Here is a 13745-nt window from a genome sequence, read left to right on the forward strand (position 1 = left end):
ACGAAGCCTGCCAATCCTTTGGGCAACCTCTGTGACTTTTTGCACATATAAACGATTTAAACAACTTTCAAATTTTTTAAATCGATTAATGATTTGATATCATTTGGCTTTTCTGGTTCTGAACCGTACCAGCCCGATTGCGGGCTCCGGAACCCACCGGTCGAATGCGGCCAAATCCAGAGAGGAAATTTGATGTCGGAAGCCGGCAAACGCAACCCGGACTGCGCCATTGACGCCATCGGTCTGAAGACCACGGGCGCGGTGCGTTACAATTTCGGCGCCGCCGAACTCTATGAGGACGCGATCCGCCGCGGCGAGGCGAAATTGACGGCGCAGGGCGCGCTGGTTGCCGAGACCGGCCAGCACACCGGCCGCTCGCCGAGGGACAAGTTCATCGTGCGCGACGACAACACCGGCCCGCATGTCTGGTGGGACAACAACAAGGCGATCTCGCCGGCCGAGTTCGAGGCGCTCTATGCCGATTTCCGCGCCCATGCGACGGCCAGGGACCTCTATGTGCAGGACCTCGTCGGCGGCGCCGATGCCGAGCTCCGGTTGCCGGTTCGGGTCGTCACCGAATTCGCCTGGCATTCGCTGTTCATCCGCAATCTCCTGATCCGTCCGCAGGCGGCCGAGCTCGAGCGCTTCGTGCCGGAGATGACGATCATCGATCTGCCGTCCTTCCGCGCCGACCCGGCCCGCCACGGCACCCGCACCGAAACGGTGATCGCGGTCGACCTCACCCGCAAGATCGTGCTGATCGGCGGCACGTCCTATGCCGGCGAGATGAAGAAGTCGGTGTTCACCATGCTGAACTACCTGTTACCGGAAAAGGGCGTGATGCCGATGCATTGCTCGGCCAATGAAGGGCCCGCCGGCGACGCGGCCGTCTTCTTCGGCCTGTCCGGCACCGGCAAGACGACGCTTTCCGCCGACCCATCGCGCACGCTGATCGGCGACGACGAGCACGGCTGGGGTCCGCAAGGCGTCTTCAACTTCGAAGGCGGCTGCTACGCCAAGACCATCAGGCTCTCGGCCGAGGCGGAGCCGGAGATCTTCGCCACCACGCAGCGCTTCGGCACGGTGCTGGAGAATGTCGTGCTCAACGCCGGCCGCGTGCCGGATTTCGACGACGGCAGCCTCACCGAAAACACGCGCTGCGCCTATCCGCTGGATTACATCCCCAATGCCTCGCGGACCGGCCGCGCCGGCCATCCCAAGAACATCATCATGCTGACCGCTGACGCCTTCGGCGTCATGCCGCCGATCGCCAGGCTGACGCCGGCGCAGGCGATGTATCATTTCCTCTCCGGCTATACCGCCAAAGTCGCCGGGACGGAGAAGGGCGTCACCGAGCCCGAGGCGACGTTCTCGACCTGCTTCGGCGCGCCCTTCATGCCGCGGCATCCATCCGAATACGGCAAGCTGCTGCGCGAGCTGATCGCCGGCCACGGCGTCGATTGCTGGCTGGTCAATACCGGCTGGACCGGCGGCGCCTACGGCACCGGCCGCCGCATGCCGATCAAGGTGACGCGCGCCCTGCTGGGCGCCGCGCTGGACGGCTCGCTCAATGCCGCCGAATTCCGCACCGACGCCAATTTCGGCTTCGAGGTGCCGGTGGCGGTTCCGGGCGTCGACGGCGCCATCCTCGATCCGCGCTCGACCTGGGCCGATAAGGCCGCCTATGACCGGCAGGCTGCGAAGCTGGTTGGCATGTTCGCGGTTAATTTCGAGAAATTCGAAAAGCATGTCGACGCAGCCATCTTGGGCGCTGCGCCGCATCTGCAGGAGGCGGCCGAATAGTGTATGTCGCCCAAAGGTGAGCAGCGGTTTTGGGCGAACGACATGCATCGAGACAAAGACTTTAAGCGCGGCGCCCGAATCCATTTTCGTCGCGACGGCTGTTAGTCGCCGTCTCAAGCATCGCTCCTCCGGGGCCCGGCTTGCGCCGGGCCTTTTCTTTTTGCCGCCGCCGCGTCATGACTGCGCGCATGAGCGCCGACGACAGGATCATCATCGCCAATGACGCGGTCATCCATCCGGGTGACCTGCATGAGGATTTCATCCGCTCCTCGGGTCCCGGCGGCCAGAACGTCAACAAGGTGGCGACGGCCGTGCAGCTGCGCTTCGACGCGGCGAATGCTTCCGGATTGTCCGACCGCGTGCGCGAGCGCGCCATCAGGCTTGCCGGCCAGCGTGCCACCAAGGACGGCGTCATCGTCATCGAAGCCGGGCGCTTCCGCACCCAGGAGCAGAACCGCGCCGACGCGCGGGCGCGGCTGACGGCGCTGGTCGCCAAGGCGGCCGAGCCACCGCCGCCGCCGCGCAAGAAGACGAGGCCTTCGAAGGGCGCCGTCGAGCGGCGCCTCAAGACCAAGGCCGGGCGCTCGACGGTGAAGAAGCTGCGCGGCCGGGTCGATAGCGACTGAGAACAGCATCTCGGAACACGAGCGGTCGCTTTCGGGTCGCGGAGCAGTCCCATCGGTGGCATGCTCGGGCCCATTGATCGGATCGGTACCCATGCTGGTTCTGCCCAAGGGCGTTCGCCATATGCCGGGCTATCTGCCGCGCCCGGCGCAGGAAGCGCTAGTCGAGGAGATCCGGCGCGTCGTGCAGGCGGCGCCGCTCTATGTGCCGGCCATGCCGCGCACCGGCAAGGAGATGAGCGTGCGCATGACCAATTGCGGCGCGCTCGGCTGGGTGACGGACCGCGAGCGCGGCTATCGCTACCAGCCAACGCACCCGGTGACGGGGCAGCCGTGGCCGCCGATCCCCGAAGCCTTGCTAAAAGTGTGGCGCGAGGTCTCGGCCTATGCGCATCCGCCTGAGGCCTGCCTCGTCAATTTCTATTCGGCGGACGCCAAGATGGGCTTGCACCAGGACCGCGACGAGCAGGATTTCGCCGCGCCCGTCGTCTCGGTGTCGCTGGGCGACGACTGCCTGTTCCGGGTCAGCCAGACCACGCGCGAAGGCGGCACGAAGTCGTTCAGGCTGAGGAGCGGCGATGTCGTCGTGCTCGGCGGCGAGGGGCGCCTCTCATTCCACGGCGTCGACCGCATCTACCCCGCGACATCGGCGCTGTTGAAAAATGGCGGCCGTATCAATCTGACTCTGCGGCGGGTGACGGTGCCCGGCTGACGGCAATGGCCGGAGCGTTAAAAGCGCGTCGCGCTGAAACGGATTCAGGCGACGCGCTTCAAGCCTTTGTTTTGATGCATGTCGTTGTCCCAGAACCGCTGCACACTTCTGGGCGATATGCATTAAATCGATCCGACCGCGCCGGCTTCGCCGCAGCTAACCGAATCTACAGATTTCTCCCATAGACCAGAGCAATGTCGGGGGAACCGCGCGGCGGCGGCTCGCCTGCAACCGCAGGGAAAGCAAGGACTCGGGGCCGAAAAAGCGATTCCAGCCAGAGCGAAATCGCTTGATGCACTCCGGTATCAGGGCTTGGGCAATGGTTATAACGCGATCAGTTTTCAATCGCGCCGGGGCGATCGTCGGCGCAGCGGCGCAGCTTGTCCGCAGGGATTCGGGCCTTTACCTCACAATTGCCGCCTACACCTTGGCCGGGCTGGTTTTTCTTCATGCCGTCGGCGCGGATGACCGCAGCGCGTACTCGATATATTTTGCGGACTGGATAAAGCTGAACTGTCTGGTGTTCCCCATATTCGTCGTCATTTTTGACGCGATCCTCATCTTGTACCGTTTCGACTCCCGGCGCCCTCTCGTCGTGAAAGCCACGTTTTCCAACAGCCGGTTGGCATATTTCCTGTCCGGACTATGCCTTCTCGTGGCGCTGATGATCTTCCAGGGCACGTTCACGTCGGTAAAAAACGCCATGCCTGTCTGGCAGGGCGGTTTTCGGTTCGATGTCGTGCAGGCCGACATCGATAACTTCCTGCATTTTGGAGTTGATCCGTGGCGCTGGCTCTACGCGGTGGCCAAAAATGACTCGGTGCGCGTCCTGGTAGAGTGGAACTACAACGCCTTGTGGTTCCTGCTCAATTTCACCATCCTGTTCTTTGTCGCGACATCGCCCAAGGCGGCATCAATTCGGACGCGCTATCTGGCCTGCTTCATGGCGGTCTGGATTGTTGTCGGAAACGTGCTGGCCGCACTGTTCCTGTCGGCTGGCCCGGCATTTTACGGCCTCGTGACGGAAGACACCGCGCGGTTTGGCGAACAGCTGGCCTTCCTGGCCAAAGGGCTTGGAGCGCCCAACTCCGCTGTTTCCAATCAGAACTATCTGTGGTCGCTGAACGAAGCCGGGCGGACGGGTTTTGCTTCGGGCATTTCGGCATTTCCCAGCGTCCATGTCGCTTTGGTGACGCTTAATGCGCTGTTCCTGCGCGAGTACAACCGCTATCTCGGCGCGCTGGCGTTCCTCTATGCGGCCTTTGTCGCGGCCAGTTCGGTCTATCTGGCCTGGCACTATGCGATCGACGGCTATGTTGCCGCTTCCGTGACGCTGCTGATCTATGTCGTGGCTCGCAAGCTGGTCCCGGCGGATCGCCGGTTGCCGGCGCCGCGCACGCAACCCGCTGTTCGCCCCGAGGCGGCCCTCGCGATCTCGTGAACCTCGGGACGGGAGCCACGCAATTTTCCGGAATTGCCTCGGTCGACCGACGGCGGGATGGTCAAAGCTTCCGCAGCGCCACTTCCTCGACCAGGTGATTGGCGCCCTTGCGCAGGATAAGGTCGGCGCGCGCCCTGGTCGGCAGGATATTCTCGCGCAGGTTCTTCAGGTTGATGTTGCTCCACAGGCCCTCGGCGATGGCGCGCGCGGCGTCCTCCGAAAGCTGCGAATAGCGGTGGAAGAAGGAGTCCGGATTGCGGAAGGCGGTCTCGCGCAGGCGCATGAAGCGCTGGATATACCACTGGTGGATCAGCTTCTCGTCGGCATCGATATAGATGGCGAAATCGAAGAAGTCCGACAGGAACGGCACGATCTTGCCGTCCTTCGGCAATTTGCCCGGCTGCAAAACGTTGATGCCTTCGAAGATCAGTATGTCCGGCCTGTCGATGGTCTGGAACTCGCCGGGAATGACGTCGTAGGTCAGGTGCGAGTAGACCGGTGCCCGCACGTCACGTTGGGCCGACTTGATGCCGGACAGGAAGCGGAGAAGCGCGCCGACGTCGTAGCTTTCGGGAAAGCCCTTGCGCTCCATCAGATTGTTGCGGCGCAGGATCTCGTTGGACAGCAGGAAGCCGTCCGTGGTGATGAGATCGACCTTGGGGCTCGACGGCCAGCGCGCCAGCAATTCCTTGAGCACGCGGGCCGTGGTCGATTTGCCGACCGCGACCGAGCCGGCGATGCCGATTATGAAGGGCGTCTTGACCACGTCCTGCGCGTTGAAGAAGGCCTGGCGCTGCCGGAACAGGAGCTGGCTTGCCTCGACATGGGCGGAGAGCAGCCGGGAAAGCGACAGGTAGATGCGCTTGACCTCTTCGAGGTCGACCGGGTCGTTGAGCGAGCGCAGCCGGTCGATCTCGTCTTCGGTCAGCGTGAGCGGCGTGTCGGCGCGGAATTGCGACCATTGCTCGGCGGAGAAGAAACGAAAGGGGGAGTATTTCTCGGTCGGAGCAAGCTGGTCCATCGAGTCTCCTGCCCTCCTCGCCGTCAGTCCCGGGACCGGGACGCCTTTTCGGCGATGCCCGAGCGGCCGGTGCGGCCCTCGAGCTCCTTCAGCACGTCGTCCACAGGAATGCCGGCGATGCCGAGGACGACCAGCCAATGATATAGAAGATCGGCGCTTTCCGAAACGAGGGCCTGCCGATCGCCGCGAATGGCGGCGATCACGGTCTCGACCGCTTCCTCGCCGAGCTTCTGCGCAGCCTTGTCCATGCCCTTGGCGAACAGCTTCGCCGTCCACGACTCAGGGTCGCCGGAATGGGCGCGCTGATGGATGATCGTTTCCAGCTCGGCGAGCGAAAATTGAGCCATAGCAGTCATCTATCTGCTTGTTTAAGCATGATCTTTTCCGAAAACCGGTTCCCACTTTGCGGGATCATGCTTTAAGCCCGATGGACGGCCGAGTCCAGCCGCATCGGCAGGCCGGCTCTGGCCATATGCGCCTTGGCCTCGGCGATGGAGTAGGTGCCGAAATGGAAGATCGAGGCGGCAAGCACCGCACCGGCATGGCCGTCGCGAATGCCCTCGACCATGTGATCGAGCGTGCCGACGCCGCCGGAAGCTATCACCGGCACGCGCACGGCGTCGGCGACGGCGCGGGTCAGCGCGATGTCGTAGCCGGCCTTGGTGCCGTCGCGGTCCATCGAGGTCAGCAGGATCTCGCCGGCGCCGCGATCGACCATCCGCCTGGCGAATTCGACCGCGTCGATGCCGGTCTTCTCGCGCCCGCCATGGGTGAAGATCTCCCAGCGGTCGGCCTCGCCGGCGGCCGACACCTTCTTGGCGTCGATGGCGACGACAATGCACTGGTTGCCGAATTTGTCGGCGGCCTCAGTGACGAAATCCGGGTTCTTCACCGCCGCCGTGTTGATCGACACCTTGTCGGCGCCGGCCAGAAGCAGCTTGCGGATGTCGGCCACCTGGCGCACACCGCCGCCGACGGTGAGCGGCATGAAGCATTGTTCGGCGGTGCGGGCGACGACGTCGAAGATCGTCTCGCGGTTGTCGGACGAGGCGGTGATGTCGAGGAAACAGAGCTCGTCGGCGCCCGCCGCGTCATAGGCCTTGGCGGCCTCGACCGGATCGCCGGCATCGACCAGGTCGACGAAATTGACGCCCTTGACGACACGGCCGTTCTTGACGTCGAGGCAGGGAATGACGCGGGCCTTCAGCATCAGCGCCCCTCCATGGTCGACAGCAGGTCGACCACCAGCTCGCCGACCAGCGGCGGCACGTCGCCTTTCGGGTCGAAGGCCGGATCGTAGGCGGAAATGGTGAGCCCGGCGATGGTCAGCGGCCCGGCAAGGCCGCACATTGCCGTCCGCACCTCGTCGGGCGCCGGACCGCCGGGAGTGGTGTAGCGATTGGCCTGCAGCTCCTCGGGATCATGGATGTCGAGGTCGATATGCATGTGGACCCGTTCGGCGCCGGCGGCTTTCAGCTTCTCCGCGGCGCCTGCCCAGTCCGGGCACTCGGTGCGGATGATCGGCAGCGTCTCCAGCAATTCCTGCTCTGCCGGGTCGAGGTCGCGCGCGTTGACCAGCACGCAACGGGTCGGATCGATCGGCTTGAACCCCGGAATCTGTGCCGCCATCCGCCGCCAGCACAGGCCGAGCACCGTCGCCAGCGCCATGCCGTCGAGAAAGCCGGAGGTGGAAGTATCGGGTGTGTTGAGGTCGCCGTGCTGGTCGGCCCAAATAATGGCGTCCGCGCCTTCGCCGGCCACCGCGCCCGCGCTGGTCAGGCAGTTGCCGGCCAGAACGATGGGGAAGCGCCCATTGTCCAGCGCGATGCGAACCTCGCCCGAAACGGCGTTGCAGACGGCAAATCCGGTTGCGATCTCACGTTCCTGCTCGTCCTCGCTCACCTTGCCGATGTCATGCACGGCGACGTCGTGGCCGGCAAGCTTCAACGCCTCGGCCAGCCCGCCGGCGATGAGCGCGTCGGGGCCCTGGCCGCAGCCGCCGTGATAGTGGCCGCTGTCATAGGACGCCAGGATGATCGAAATGTTCACGTTCTTGCCTCCGCCCCTTCGCCGCGCAGGATCGCCAGTGCTTCCGCCGGGTCGATGCGCCCGTCATAGAGCGCGCGGCCGGAGATCGCGCCTTCGAGCCTCCTGGCATCGGGCATGGTCATGCGCACGATGTCGGCGATCGAGGCGAGTCCGCCGGAGGCGATCACCGGGATCGACACCGCCTCGGCGAGGTCGATGGTGGCGTCCCAGTTGATGCCGGAGAGCACGCCGTCGCGGTCGATATCGGTGTAGATGACGGCGGCGACGCCTGCGCCCTCGAACTTCTTCGCCAGCTCGATGACGCCGAGTTCCGAGGCTTCCGCCCAGCCTTCGACGGCGACCTTGCCGCCCTTGGCGTCGATGCCGACCGCGATCTTGCCCGGGAAGGCCCTGCAGGCTTCCTTCACCAGCTCGGGCTCGCGCACCGCCACGGTGCCCAGGATGACGCGCGCCAGGCCGCGGTTCAGCCAGTCCTCGATCTGCGCCAACGTGCGGATGCCGCCGCCGAGCTGCACCGGGTTCTTCGTCGCCTTGAGGATGGCGCCGACCGCCGCGGAATTGACGCTCTGGCCCTTGAAGGCGCCGTTGAGGTCGACGACGTGCAGCCATTCGAAGCCCTGCTCCTCGAAGGCTCTCGCCTGGGCTGCCGGGTCATCGTTGTAGACGGTGGCAGTGGCCATGTCGCCATGCTTCAGGCGCACGCATTTGCCGTCCTTGAGGTCGATGGCGGGAAAGAGAACCACGGTCAGGCGCCCTCGACGATCACGAAATGGCCGGTCGACGCCGCCAGCCGGAATTTCAAGGCTTCCTGATATTCCGGCGACTCATAGCAGGCGAGCGCCGTTTCGTAGGATGAAAACTCCACCACCACATGGCGGTTCCCCGTCGGCCCTTCCGGACTGGTATAGCGTCCGGCCCGGACCGGGAACTTGGCGCCATATTTGGTGAAGGCTTTTGCGTTGGCCTCGATGTAGTTCTTGTAGGCCCCCGGGTCGCGGACATCGATCATGGCGATCCAATAGCCCTTCTTGCTCATGCTACGGCCTCCATCTCAGGAAATTGGCGATCAGCGCCAGGCCGAGCGCCTGGCTCTTTTCGGGATGGAACTGCGTGCCGGCGAGGTTGTCGCGGGCCACGGCCGCCGTCACCGAGCCGCCATAGTCGGCAGTCGCCAGCACCTCGCCAGGATTCCTCGCCTCCAGATGATAGGAATGGACGAAATAGGCGTGCAGGCCCTTTGGACCGGTCTCGATGCCCGAAAACAGCGGATGCTTGCGTTGAAGCTCGATCGTGTTCCAGCCGATCTGCGGGATCTTCAGCGCCGGATCCGTCGGTGTGATTTCCTTGACGTCGCCGGAAATCCAGCCGAAGCCCTTGGTGATCGTCTTCTCGAGGCCGCGTTCCGACATCAGCTGCATGCCGACGCAGATGCCGAGGAAGGGCCGTCCTTTGCGAAGAGCCACCTCGTCCACCGCTTCCCACATGCCGGCAACGGCATGCAGGCCGGCGGCGCAGTCGGCATAGGCGCCGACGCCCGGCAAGACGATGCGGTCGGCGCTGCGAACCCGTTCGGCGTCGGCCGTCAGGTCGATGGTCGCGGCAATCCCGGCCTCATGCGCGGCGCGCTCGAAAGCCTTGGTGGCCGAGCGCAGATTGCCCGAGCCGTAGTCGATGATTGCTACCCGCATATTCAGGGCCTTCCCGGCGTATGGGTCAGCCCAAGCGCCATGCCCGTCTGGGCGGGGCGCGCCAGGCTCGTATCGGGAACGATGCGCGGCATCGATGTCGGCTCTTCCTCCTGTTCACCGACTTCCAGCACGTAGCGCGCCTCGGCGCCGCCAAGATTGCCGGCCTCGACCACGCCCCATTCACGCCAGCCGCGGCGGCGCAGCGCCGATATCCGCAGGCCCTGCCCCTCGAGCCCGACATAGAGCGACACCAGCAGCGACAGGGCCGATCCGGCCCATTCAAGGCCGAGCTTTTCGCCGAGCACCGACAGGATCGCCATGACGGCGAAGGTAAGCAAGGCCTCGATCCACAACCTGTGCCAGGCGAGCCAGATCGGCGAGAACAGGAAACCGAGCCAGGTGAAGCCGTCGCGGACCAGGGCCGCTTCCTCGGCCTTGTTGCTGCCCGCCGGCGGCTCCATCACGACATAGATGGCCATAGGGCTATCCTTTCAGGGATCCCTTGGTGGACGGCACCGCATCGGGCTGGCGCGGGTCGGGCTCCAGCGCGGCGCGCAGCGCCCTCGCCACCGCCTTGAAGCAGGTTTCGGCGATATGGTGGTTGTTGGCGCCGTAATGGTTGGTCACATGCAGCGTGATGCCGGCATTCTGCGCCAGCGCCTGGAAGAACTCTCGCACCAGCTCGGTGTCGAAGGTGCCGATCTTGGGCGACGAGAAGGCGACGTTCCAGACCAGGAACGGCCGGCCGGAAACGTCGATCGCCGCTCGGGTCAGCGTCTCGTCCATGGCAAGGTCGATCGAGGCGTAGCGCATGATGCCGCGCCGCTCGCCCAAAGCCTTGCTCAGCGCCTGGCCGATCGCGATGCCGGTGTCCTCGACCGTGTGGTGGTCGTCGATGTGCAGATCGCCCTTGGCCTTGACCGTCATGTCGATCAGCGAATGGCGCGACAGCTGGTCGAGCATATGGTCGAAGAAGCCGACGCCTGTCGTGATGTCGGATTTGCCCTTGCCGTCGACATGGACCGAAACGGAAATCTCGGTTTCCCTAGTCTTGCGGCTCACTTCGGCGGAACGCGACGGCATCGCTCTGTCCTTATCCAGAGGTCATGGGCTTGAAAACGAGAGCCTTCTATCAGCATGATCCGGCGATTGCCAGTTGCCATTCCGGACGGTATCGGCCTTGCCGAAGGGCGGTTTGCAATCACTCGCCCCATGCATACATATGGCAATCAAACGTCACTCGTACCGCGCCAATCGCCTTTGAGAAGGGATGGCGCGAATCGGAGCTGGGAATGTCGAATGAACTGACCATGCACGCCACGACCATCATCAGCGTGCGCAAGGGCAACAAGGTCGTGATCGCCGGCGACGGCCAGGTCAGCCTTGGCCAGACCATCATGAAGGGCAACGCCCGCAAGGTGCGCCGCATCGGCAAGGGCGGCAGCGTCATTGCCGGTTTCGCCGGCGCCACCGCCGACGCCTTCACCCTGCTGGAGCGGCTCGAAGGCAAGCTCGAACAATATCCCGACCAGCTGACGCGCGCCTGCGTCGAGCTCGCCAAGGACTGGCGCACCGACCGCTATCTGCGCCGGCTGGAAGCGATGATGCTGGTTGCCGACAAGTCGGTCTCGCTGGCGCTGACCGGCACCGGCGACGTGCTCGAGCCCGAACATGGCGTCATGGCCATCGGCTCCGGCGGCAATTACGCGCTGGCCGCGGCCCGCGCGCTGATGGACACCGACAAGGACGCCGAGGAGATCGCCCGCAAGGCGATGCAGATCGCGGCCGACATCTGCGTCTACACCAACAGCAGCTTCGTCGTCGAAACGCTCGATGCCGCCTGAGGCGGCCGACCATGATCCCAAAAAGTGGGAACCGGTTTTTGGAAAAGATCATGGTCAAACAAGACCATAGCTACGATTTTCGGCCGGTCACCGAGAAGGACTTGCCGACGATCGCCGGCTGGCTGGCCGAGCCGCATGTCGCCGAATGGTGGGACGATCCGCGGAAGGAACTCGCCGAAATCCGCGCGCATATCTCTTCGGTTTCGGTGGAGCCGCTGATCGTCGAGCTCGACGGCAGGCCGATCGCCTACCTCCAGAGCTACGATCCGCATCTCGAGGACGACCATCCTTACGCCGACCAGCCATTCGGCACACTGGGCATCGATCTGTCGATCGGCCCGGCGGAACTGCTCGGCATCGGCCACGGCTCGGCGATTGTCCGCCAGTTCGTCGAGGAACTGTTCGAAGAAGGCGCGCCGCGCGTTATCATCGATCCGCATCCGGACAATGGCCGCGCCATCCGCGCCTATGAGAAGGCCGGCTTCAGGCCGATCGGGCGCAGGCGATCGGAATATGGGGACGTCGTGCTGATGGCCGTCGATGCGGCCGAAGCCGACACAGAAGAGGGGGACTGACGACAATGACCGCATCCGGGGAAGACAAGACGCTTTCCGCCTATGAAGACAGCTGGCGGATGGGGCTGCTGCTGGTGCTCGCGCTGGTCATTTTCCAGGCCGGCGCTCTCTACGGCATGGGCCATCCGCCGATCTGCACCTGCGGCTACGTCAAGCTCTGGCACGGCGTGGTGAACAGCTCGGAGAACTCCCAGCACATCGCCGACTGGTACACCTTCTCGCACATCATCCACGGCTTCCTGTTCTATGCGCTGGCCACATTCCTGTTTCCGCGCTCGCCGGTCGGGCTGAGGCTCGCCTTCGCCGTCCTCATCGAAGGCGGCTGGGAGTTGCTGGAAAACAGCCCCTTCATCATTGACCGCTACCGCGCCGGCACCATCTCGCTCAATTACTACGGCGACAGCGTCATCAACTCGGTGTCCGACACGTTGTTCATGGTGCTGGGATTTGTGATGGCGCGAAAGCTTCCTATATCGGTGATCGTTGCCCTGGCCCTCATCTTCGAGTTCGGCACGGGCTACATCATCCGGGACAATCTGACGCTCAACGTGATCATGCTGCTGCATCCGTTCGAGTCCATCAAACAGTGGCAAAGTGGAATTTGAGTATGAGCACCTTCTCCCCCCGCGAAATCGTTTCGGAACTCGACCGCTTCATCATCGGCCAGAAGGACGCCAAGCGCGCCGTGGCGATCGCCTTGCGCAACCGCTGGCGCCGCCAGCAGCTGGAAGGCCAGATGCGCGAAGAGGTGATGCCGAAGAACATCCTGATGATCGGCCCGACCGGCGTCGGCAAGACCGAGATCTCGCGCCGCCTGGCACGGCTTGCCGGCGCGCCCTTCGTCAAGGTCGAGGCGACCAAGTTCACCGAGGTCGGCTATGTCGGCCGCGACGTCGAGCAGATCGTGCGCGATCTGGTCGAGGTCGCCATCGGCCTGGCGCGCGAGAAGATGCGCGAGGACGTCAAGGCGCGCGCCCAGGTCAACGCCGAGGAGCGCGTTCTGGAAGCCCTCGTCGGCAAGACGGCAAGCCCTGCGACCCGCGACTCTTTCCGCAAGCGGCTGCGCGACGGCGAGCTCGACGACAAGGAGATCGAGATCGAGGTGGCCGACACCGGCACCGGCGGCATGCCAGGCTTCGAGATCCCAGGCATGCCCGGCGCCAATATCGGCGTGCTCAACATCAACGACATGCTTTCGAAGGCGATGGGGGGCCGCAAGACCAAGACCCGCAAGACCACGGTGCGCGATTCCTATTCGCTGTTGGTCAATGACGAGTCCGACAAGCTGCTCGACCAGGACGAGGTGGTGCGCCGGGCGCTGGAATCGGCCGAGAATGACGGCATCGTCTTCATCGACGAGATCGACAAGATCGCCTCGCGCGAAGGCGGCATCGGCGCCGGCGTTTCCCGTGAAGGCGTGCAGCGCGACCTGCTGCCGCTGGTCGAGGGCACGACGGTCGCGACCAAATACGGGCCGATCAAGACGGACCACATCCTGTTCATCGCCTCGGGCGCCTTCCACGTCTCCAAGCCGTCGGATCTGCTGCCGGAGCTGCAGGGCCGCCTGCCGATCCGCGTCGAATTGCGGGCGCTGGAGAAGGAGGATTTCGTCCGCATCCTGACCGAGACCGAGGCCAGCCTCATCAAGCAGTACATCGCGCTGATGAAGACCGAAGGCGTCGATCTCGTCTTCACCGACGACGCCATCGATTCGCTTGCCGGCATCGCCGTCGAGCTCAACGCCAATGTCGAGAACATCGGCGCCAGACGCCTGCAGACGGTGATGGAGCGGGTGCTGGACGAGATTTCCTACGACGCGCCGGACCGCCACGGCACGGCGGTCACCATCGATGCCGCCTATGTCGAGAAGCATGTCGGCGACCTGTCGCGGAACACCGACCTGTCGCGGTTCATCCTCTGACAGGCGAGTTCATTTCGGGCCGGCATATAGGTCGGCCCGAAATCCAAACTGTGGCCAAATGGAAGCAA

The 13745-nt window shown here is 64.1% G+C and carries 17 protein-coding genes; 8 read left to right on the forward strand and 9 right to left on the reverse strand.

The features are described 5' to 3' along the window. The first annotated feature begins 192 nt into the window (after nt 1-192). From EJ071_RS03700 to EJ071_RS03715, 4 genes are all read left to right on the forward strand, one after another. On the forward strand, nt 193-1803 hold the full coding sequence (locus EJ071_RS03700) for a phosphoenolpyruvate carboxykinase (RefSeq protein WP_126096864.1): 1611 nt from the start codon (nt 193-195) through the stop codon (nt 1801-1803). A gap of 188 nt (nt 1804-1991) precedes the next feature. Further along, complete coding sequence (gene arfB / locus EJ071_RS03705; RefSeq protein WP_126096865.1) at nt 1992-2429, forward strand: alternative ribosome rescue aminoacyl-tRNA hydrolase ArfB; 438 nt, start codon at nt 1992-1994, stop codon at nt 2427-2429. Between the two features lie 91 nt (nt 2430-2520). Continuing rightward, the gene (locus tag EJ071_RS03710; RefSeq protein WP_126096866.1) at nt 2521-3138 is read left to right on the forward strand and encodes an alpha-ketoglutarate-dependent dioxygenase AlkB; all 618 of its coding nucleotides are present in this window, start codon (nt 2521-2523) and stop codon (nt 3136-3138) included. A gap of 292 nt (nt 3139-3430) precedes the next feature. Then, complete coding sequence (locus EJ071_RS03715; RefSeq protein WP_126096867.1) at nt 3431-4579, forward strand: phosphatase PAP2 family protein; 1149 nt, start codon at nt 3431-3433, stop codon at nt 4577-4579. A 61-nt stretch (nt 4580-4640) separates the two neighbouring features. On the opposite strand, the gene coaA is transcribed toward EJ071_RS03715, so the two are convergent. The 9 genes from coaA to hisB all read right to left on the reverse strand — a co-directional run bounded on the left by coaA (nt 4641) and on the right by hisB (nt 10420). Further along, nucleotides 4641-5600 carry a type I pantothenate kinase gene (coaA, locus tag EJ071_RS03720; protein ID WP_126096868.1) on the reverse strand — a complete coding sequence of 320 codons (960 nt, stop codon included), beginning with the start codon at nt 5598-5600 and terminating at the stop codon, nt 4641-4643. A 23-nt stretch (nt 5601-5623) separates the two neighbouring features. Further along, a complete protein-coding gene (locus EJ071_RS03725; protein WP_126096869.1) occupies nt 5624-5947 on the reverse strand; it encodes a phosphoribosyl-ATP diphosphatase in 324 nt (107 codons plus the stop codon). 71 nt (nt 5948-6018) lie between these two features. Further along, on the reverse strand, nt 6019-6813 hold the full coding sequence (hisF, locus tag EJ071_RS03730) for an imidazole glycerol phosphate synthase subunit HisF (RefSeq protein WP_189521525.1): 795 nt from the start codon (nt 6811-6813) through the stop codon (nt 6019-6021). After that, nucleotides 6810-7649, reverse strand: a complete 840-nt coding sequence (locus EJ071_RS03735; protein ID WP_126096871.1) for an arginase family protein — start codon at nt 7647-7649, stop codon at nt 6810-6812. The genes hisF and EJ071_RS03735 overlap by 4 nt, the downstream gene beginning before the upstream one ends. Beyond that, a complete protein-coding gene (gene hisA, locus EJ071_RS03740) occupies nt 7646-8392 on the reverse strand; it encodes a 1-(5-phosphoribosyl)-5-[(5-phosphoribosylamino)methylideneamino]imidazole-4-carboxamide isomerase (protein ID WP_126096872.1) in 747 nt (248 codons plus the stop codon). Before hisA ends, EJ071_RS03735 begins: the two co-directional genes overlap by 4 nt. Before the next feature lie 2 nt (nt 8393-8394). Next, nucleotides 8395-8685: a DUF1330 domain-containing protein gene (locus EJ071_RS03745; RefSeq protein WP_126096873.1), complete on the reverse strand. Its 291-nt coding sequence runs from the start codon at nt 8683-8685 to the stop codon at nt 8395-8397. Between the two features lies 1 nt (nt 8686). Continuing rightward, on the reverse strand, nt 8687-9337 hold the full coding sequence (gene hisH, locus EJ071_RS03750; RefSeq protein ID WP_126096874.1) for an imidazole glycerol phosphate synthase subunit HisH: 651 nt from the start codon (nt 9335-9337) through the stop codon (nt 8687-8689). Between the two features lie 2 nt (nt 9338-9339). Beyond that, complete coding sequence (locus EJ071_RS03755; protein ID WP_126096875.1) at nt 9340-9816, reverse strand: DUF2628 domain-containing protein; 477 nt, start codon at nt 9814-9816, stop codon at nt 9340-9342. 4 nt (nt 9817-9820) lie between these two features. Further along, nucleotides 9821-10420: an imidazoleglycerol-phosphate dehydratase HisB gene (gene hisB / locus EJ071_RS03760; protein ID WP_126096876.1), complete on the reverse strand. Its 600-nt coding sequence runs from the start codon at nt 10418-10420 to the stop codon at nt 9821-9823. 209 nt (nt 10421-10629) lie between these two features. Between hisB and hslV the strand changes: the two genes are divergently transcribed. From hslV to hslU, 4 genes are read left to right on the forward strand one after another with little or no spacing between them, the layout of a single operon-like run. Beyond that, entirely contained in the window at nt 10630-11181 is a 552-nt protein-coding gene (hslV, locus tag EJ071_RS03765; protein WP_126096877.1) for an ATP-dependent protease subunit HslV, read from the forward strand. Between the two features lie 50 nt (nt 11182-11231). Further along, complete coding sequence (locus tag EJ071_RS03770) at nt 11232-11756, forward strand: GNAT family N-acetyltransferase (RefSeq protein WP_189521411.1); 525 nt, start codon at nt 11232-11234, stop codon at nt 11754-11756. A 5-nt stretch (nt 11757-11761) separates the two neighbouring features. Beyond that, nucleotides 11762-12361: a DUF2585 domain-containing protein gene (locus EJ071_RS03775; protein WP_126096878.1), complete on the forward strand. Its 600-nt coding sequence runs from the start codon at nt 11762-11764 to the stop codon at nt 12359-12361. A 2-nt stretch (nt 12362-12363) separates the two neighbouring features. Beyond that, nucleotides 12364-13677: an ATP-dependent protease ATPase subunit HslU gene (hslU, locus tag EJ071_RS03780; RefSeq protein ID WP_126096879.1), complete on the forward strand. Its 1314-nt coding sequence runs from the start codon at nt 12364-12366 to the stop codon at nt 13675-13677. Nucleotides 13678-13745: the final 68 nt, after the last annotated feature.

This window comes from Mesorhizobium sp. M1B.F.Ca.ET.045.04.1.1 (assembly GCF_003952465.1).
In the GTDB taxonomy this organism is placed as follows: Bacteria; Pseudomonadota; Alphaproteobacteria; order Rhizobiales; family Rhizobiaceae; genus Mesorhizobium; species Mesorhizobium shonense.

Excerpts from the sequence above, each read along its gene's own strand:
- EJ071_RS03710 (WP_126096866.1), top strand. The coding sequence starts at position 2,521 with ATGCTGGTTCTGCCCAAGGGCGTTCGCCATATGCCGGGCTATCTGCCG.
- coaA (WP_126096868.1), bottom strand. The coding sequence starts at position 5,600 with ATGGACCAGCTTGCTCCGACCGAGAAATACTCCCCCTTTCGTTTCTTC.
- hisB (WP_126096876.1), bottom strand. The coding sequence starts at position 10,420 with ATGCCGTCGCGTTCCGCCGAAGTGAGCCGCAAGACTAGGGAAACCGAG.
- EJ071_RS03745 (WP_126096873.1), bottom strand. The coding sequence starts at position 8,685 with ATGAGCAAGAAGGGCTATTGGATCGCCATGATCGATGTCCGCGACCCG.
- EJ071_RS03715 (WP_126096867.1), top strand. The coding sequence starts at position 3,431 with ATGCACTCCGGTATCAGGGCTTGGGCAATGGTTATAACGCGATCAGTT.
- hslU (WP_126096879.1), top strand. The coding sequence starts at position 12,364 with ATGAGCACCTTCTCCCCCCGCGAAATCGTTTCGGAACTCGACCGCTTC.
- EJ071_RS03775 (WP_126096878.1), top strand. The coding sequence starts at position 11,762 with ATGACCGCATCCGGGGAAGACAAGACGCTTTCCGCCTATGAAGACAGC.
- EJ071_RS03725 (WP_126096869.1), bottom strand. The coding sequence starts at position 5,947 with ATGGCTCAATTTTCGCTCGCCGAGCTGGAAACGATCATCCATCAGCGC.
- arfB (WP_126096865.1), top strand. The coding sequence starts at position 1,992 with ATGAGCGCCGACGACAGGATCATCATCGCCAATGACGCGGTCATCCAT.
- EJ071_RS03770 (WP_189521411.1), top strand. The coding sequence starts at position 11,232 with ATGGTCAAACAAGACCATAGCTACGATTTTCGGCCGGTCACCGAGAAG.
- hslV (WP_126096877.1), top strand. The coding sequence starts at position 10,630 with ATGTCGAATGAACTGACCATGCACGCCACGACCATCATCAGCGTGCGC.
- EJ071_RS03755 (WP_126096875.1), bottom strand. The coding sequence starts at position 9,816 with ATGGCCATCTATGTCGTGATGGAGCCGCCGGCGGGCAGCAACAAGGCC.
- EJ071_RS03700 (WP_126096864.1), top strand. The coding sequence starts at position 193 with ATGTCGGAAGCCGGCAAACGCAACCCGGACTGCGCCATTGACGCCATC.
- hisH (WP_126096874.1), bottom strand. The coding sequence starts at position 9,337 with ATGCGGGTAGCAATCATCGACTACGGCTCGGGCAATCTGCGCTCGGCC.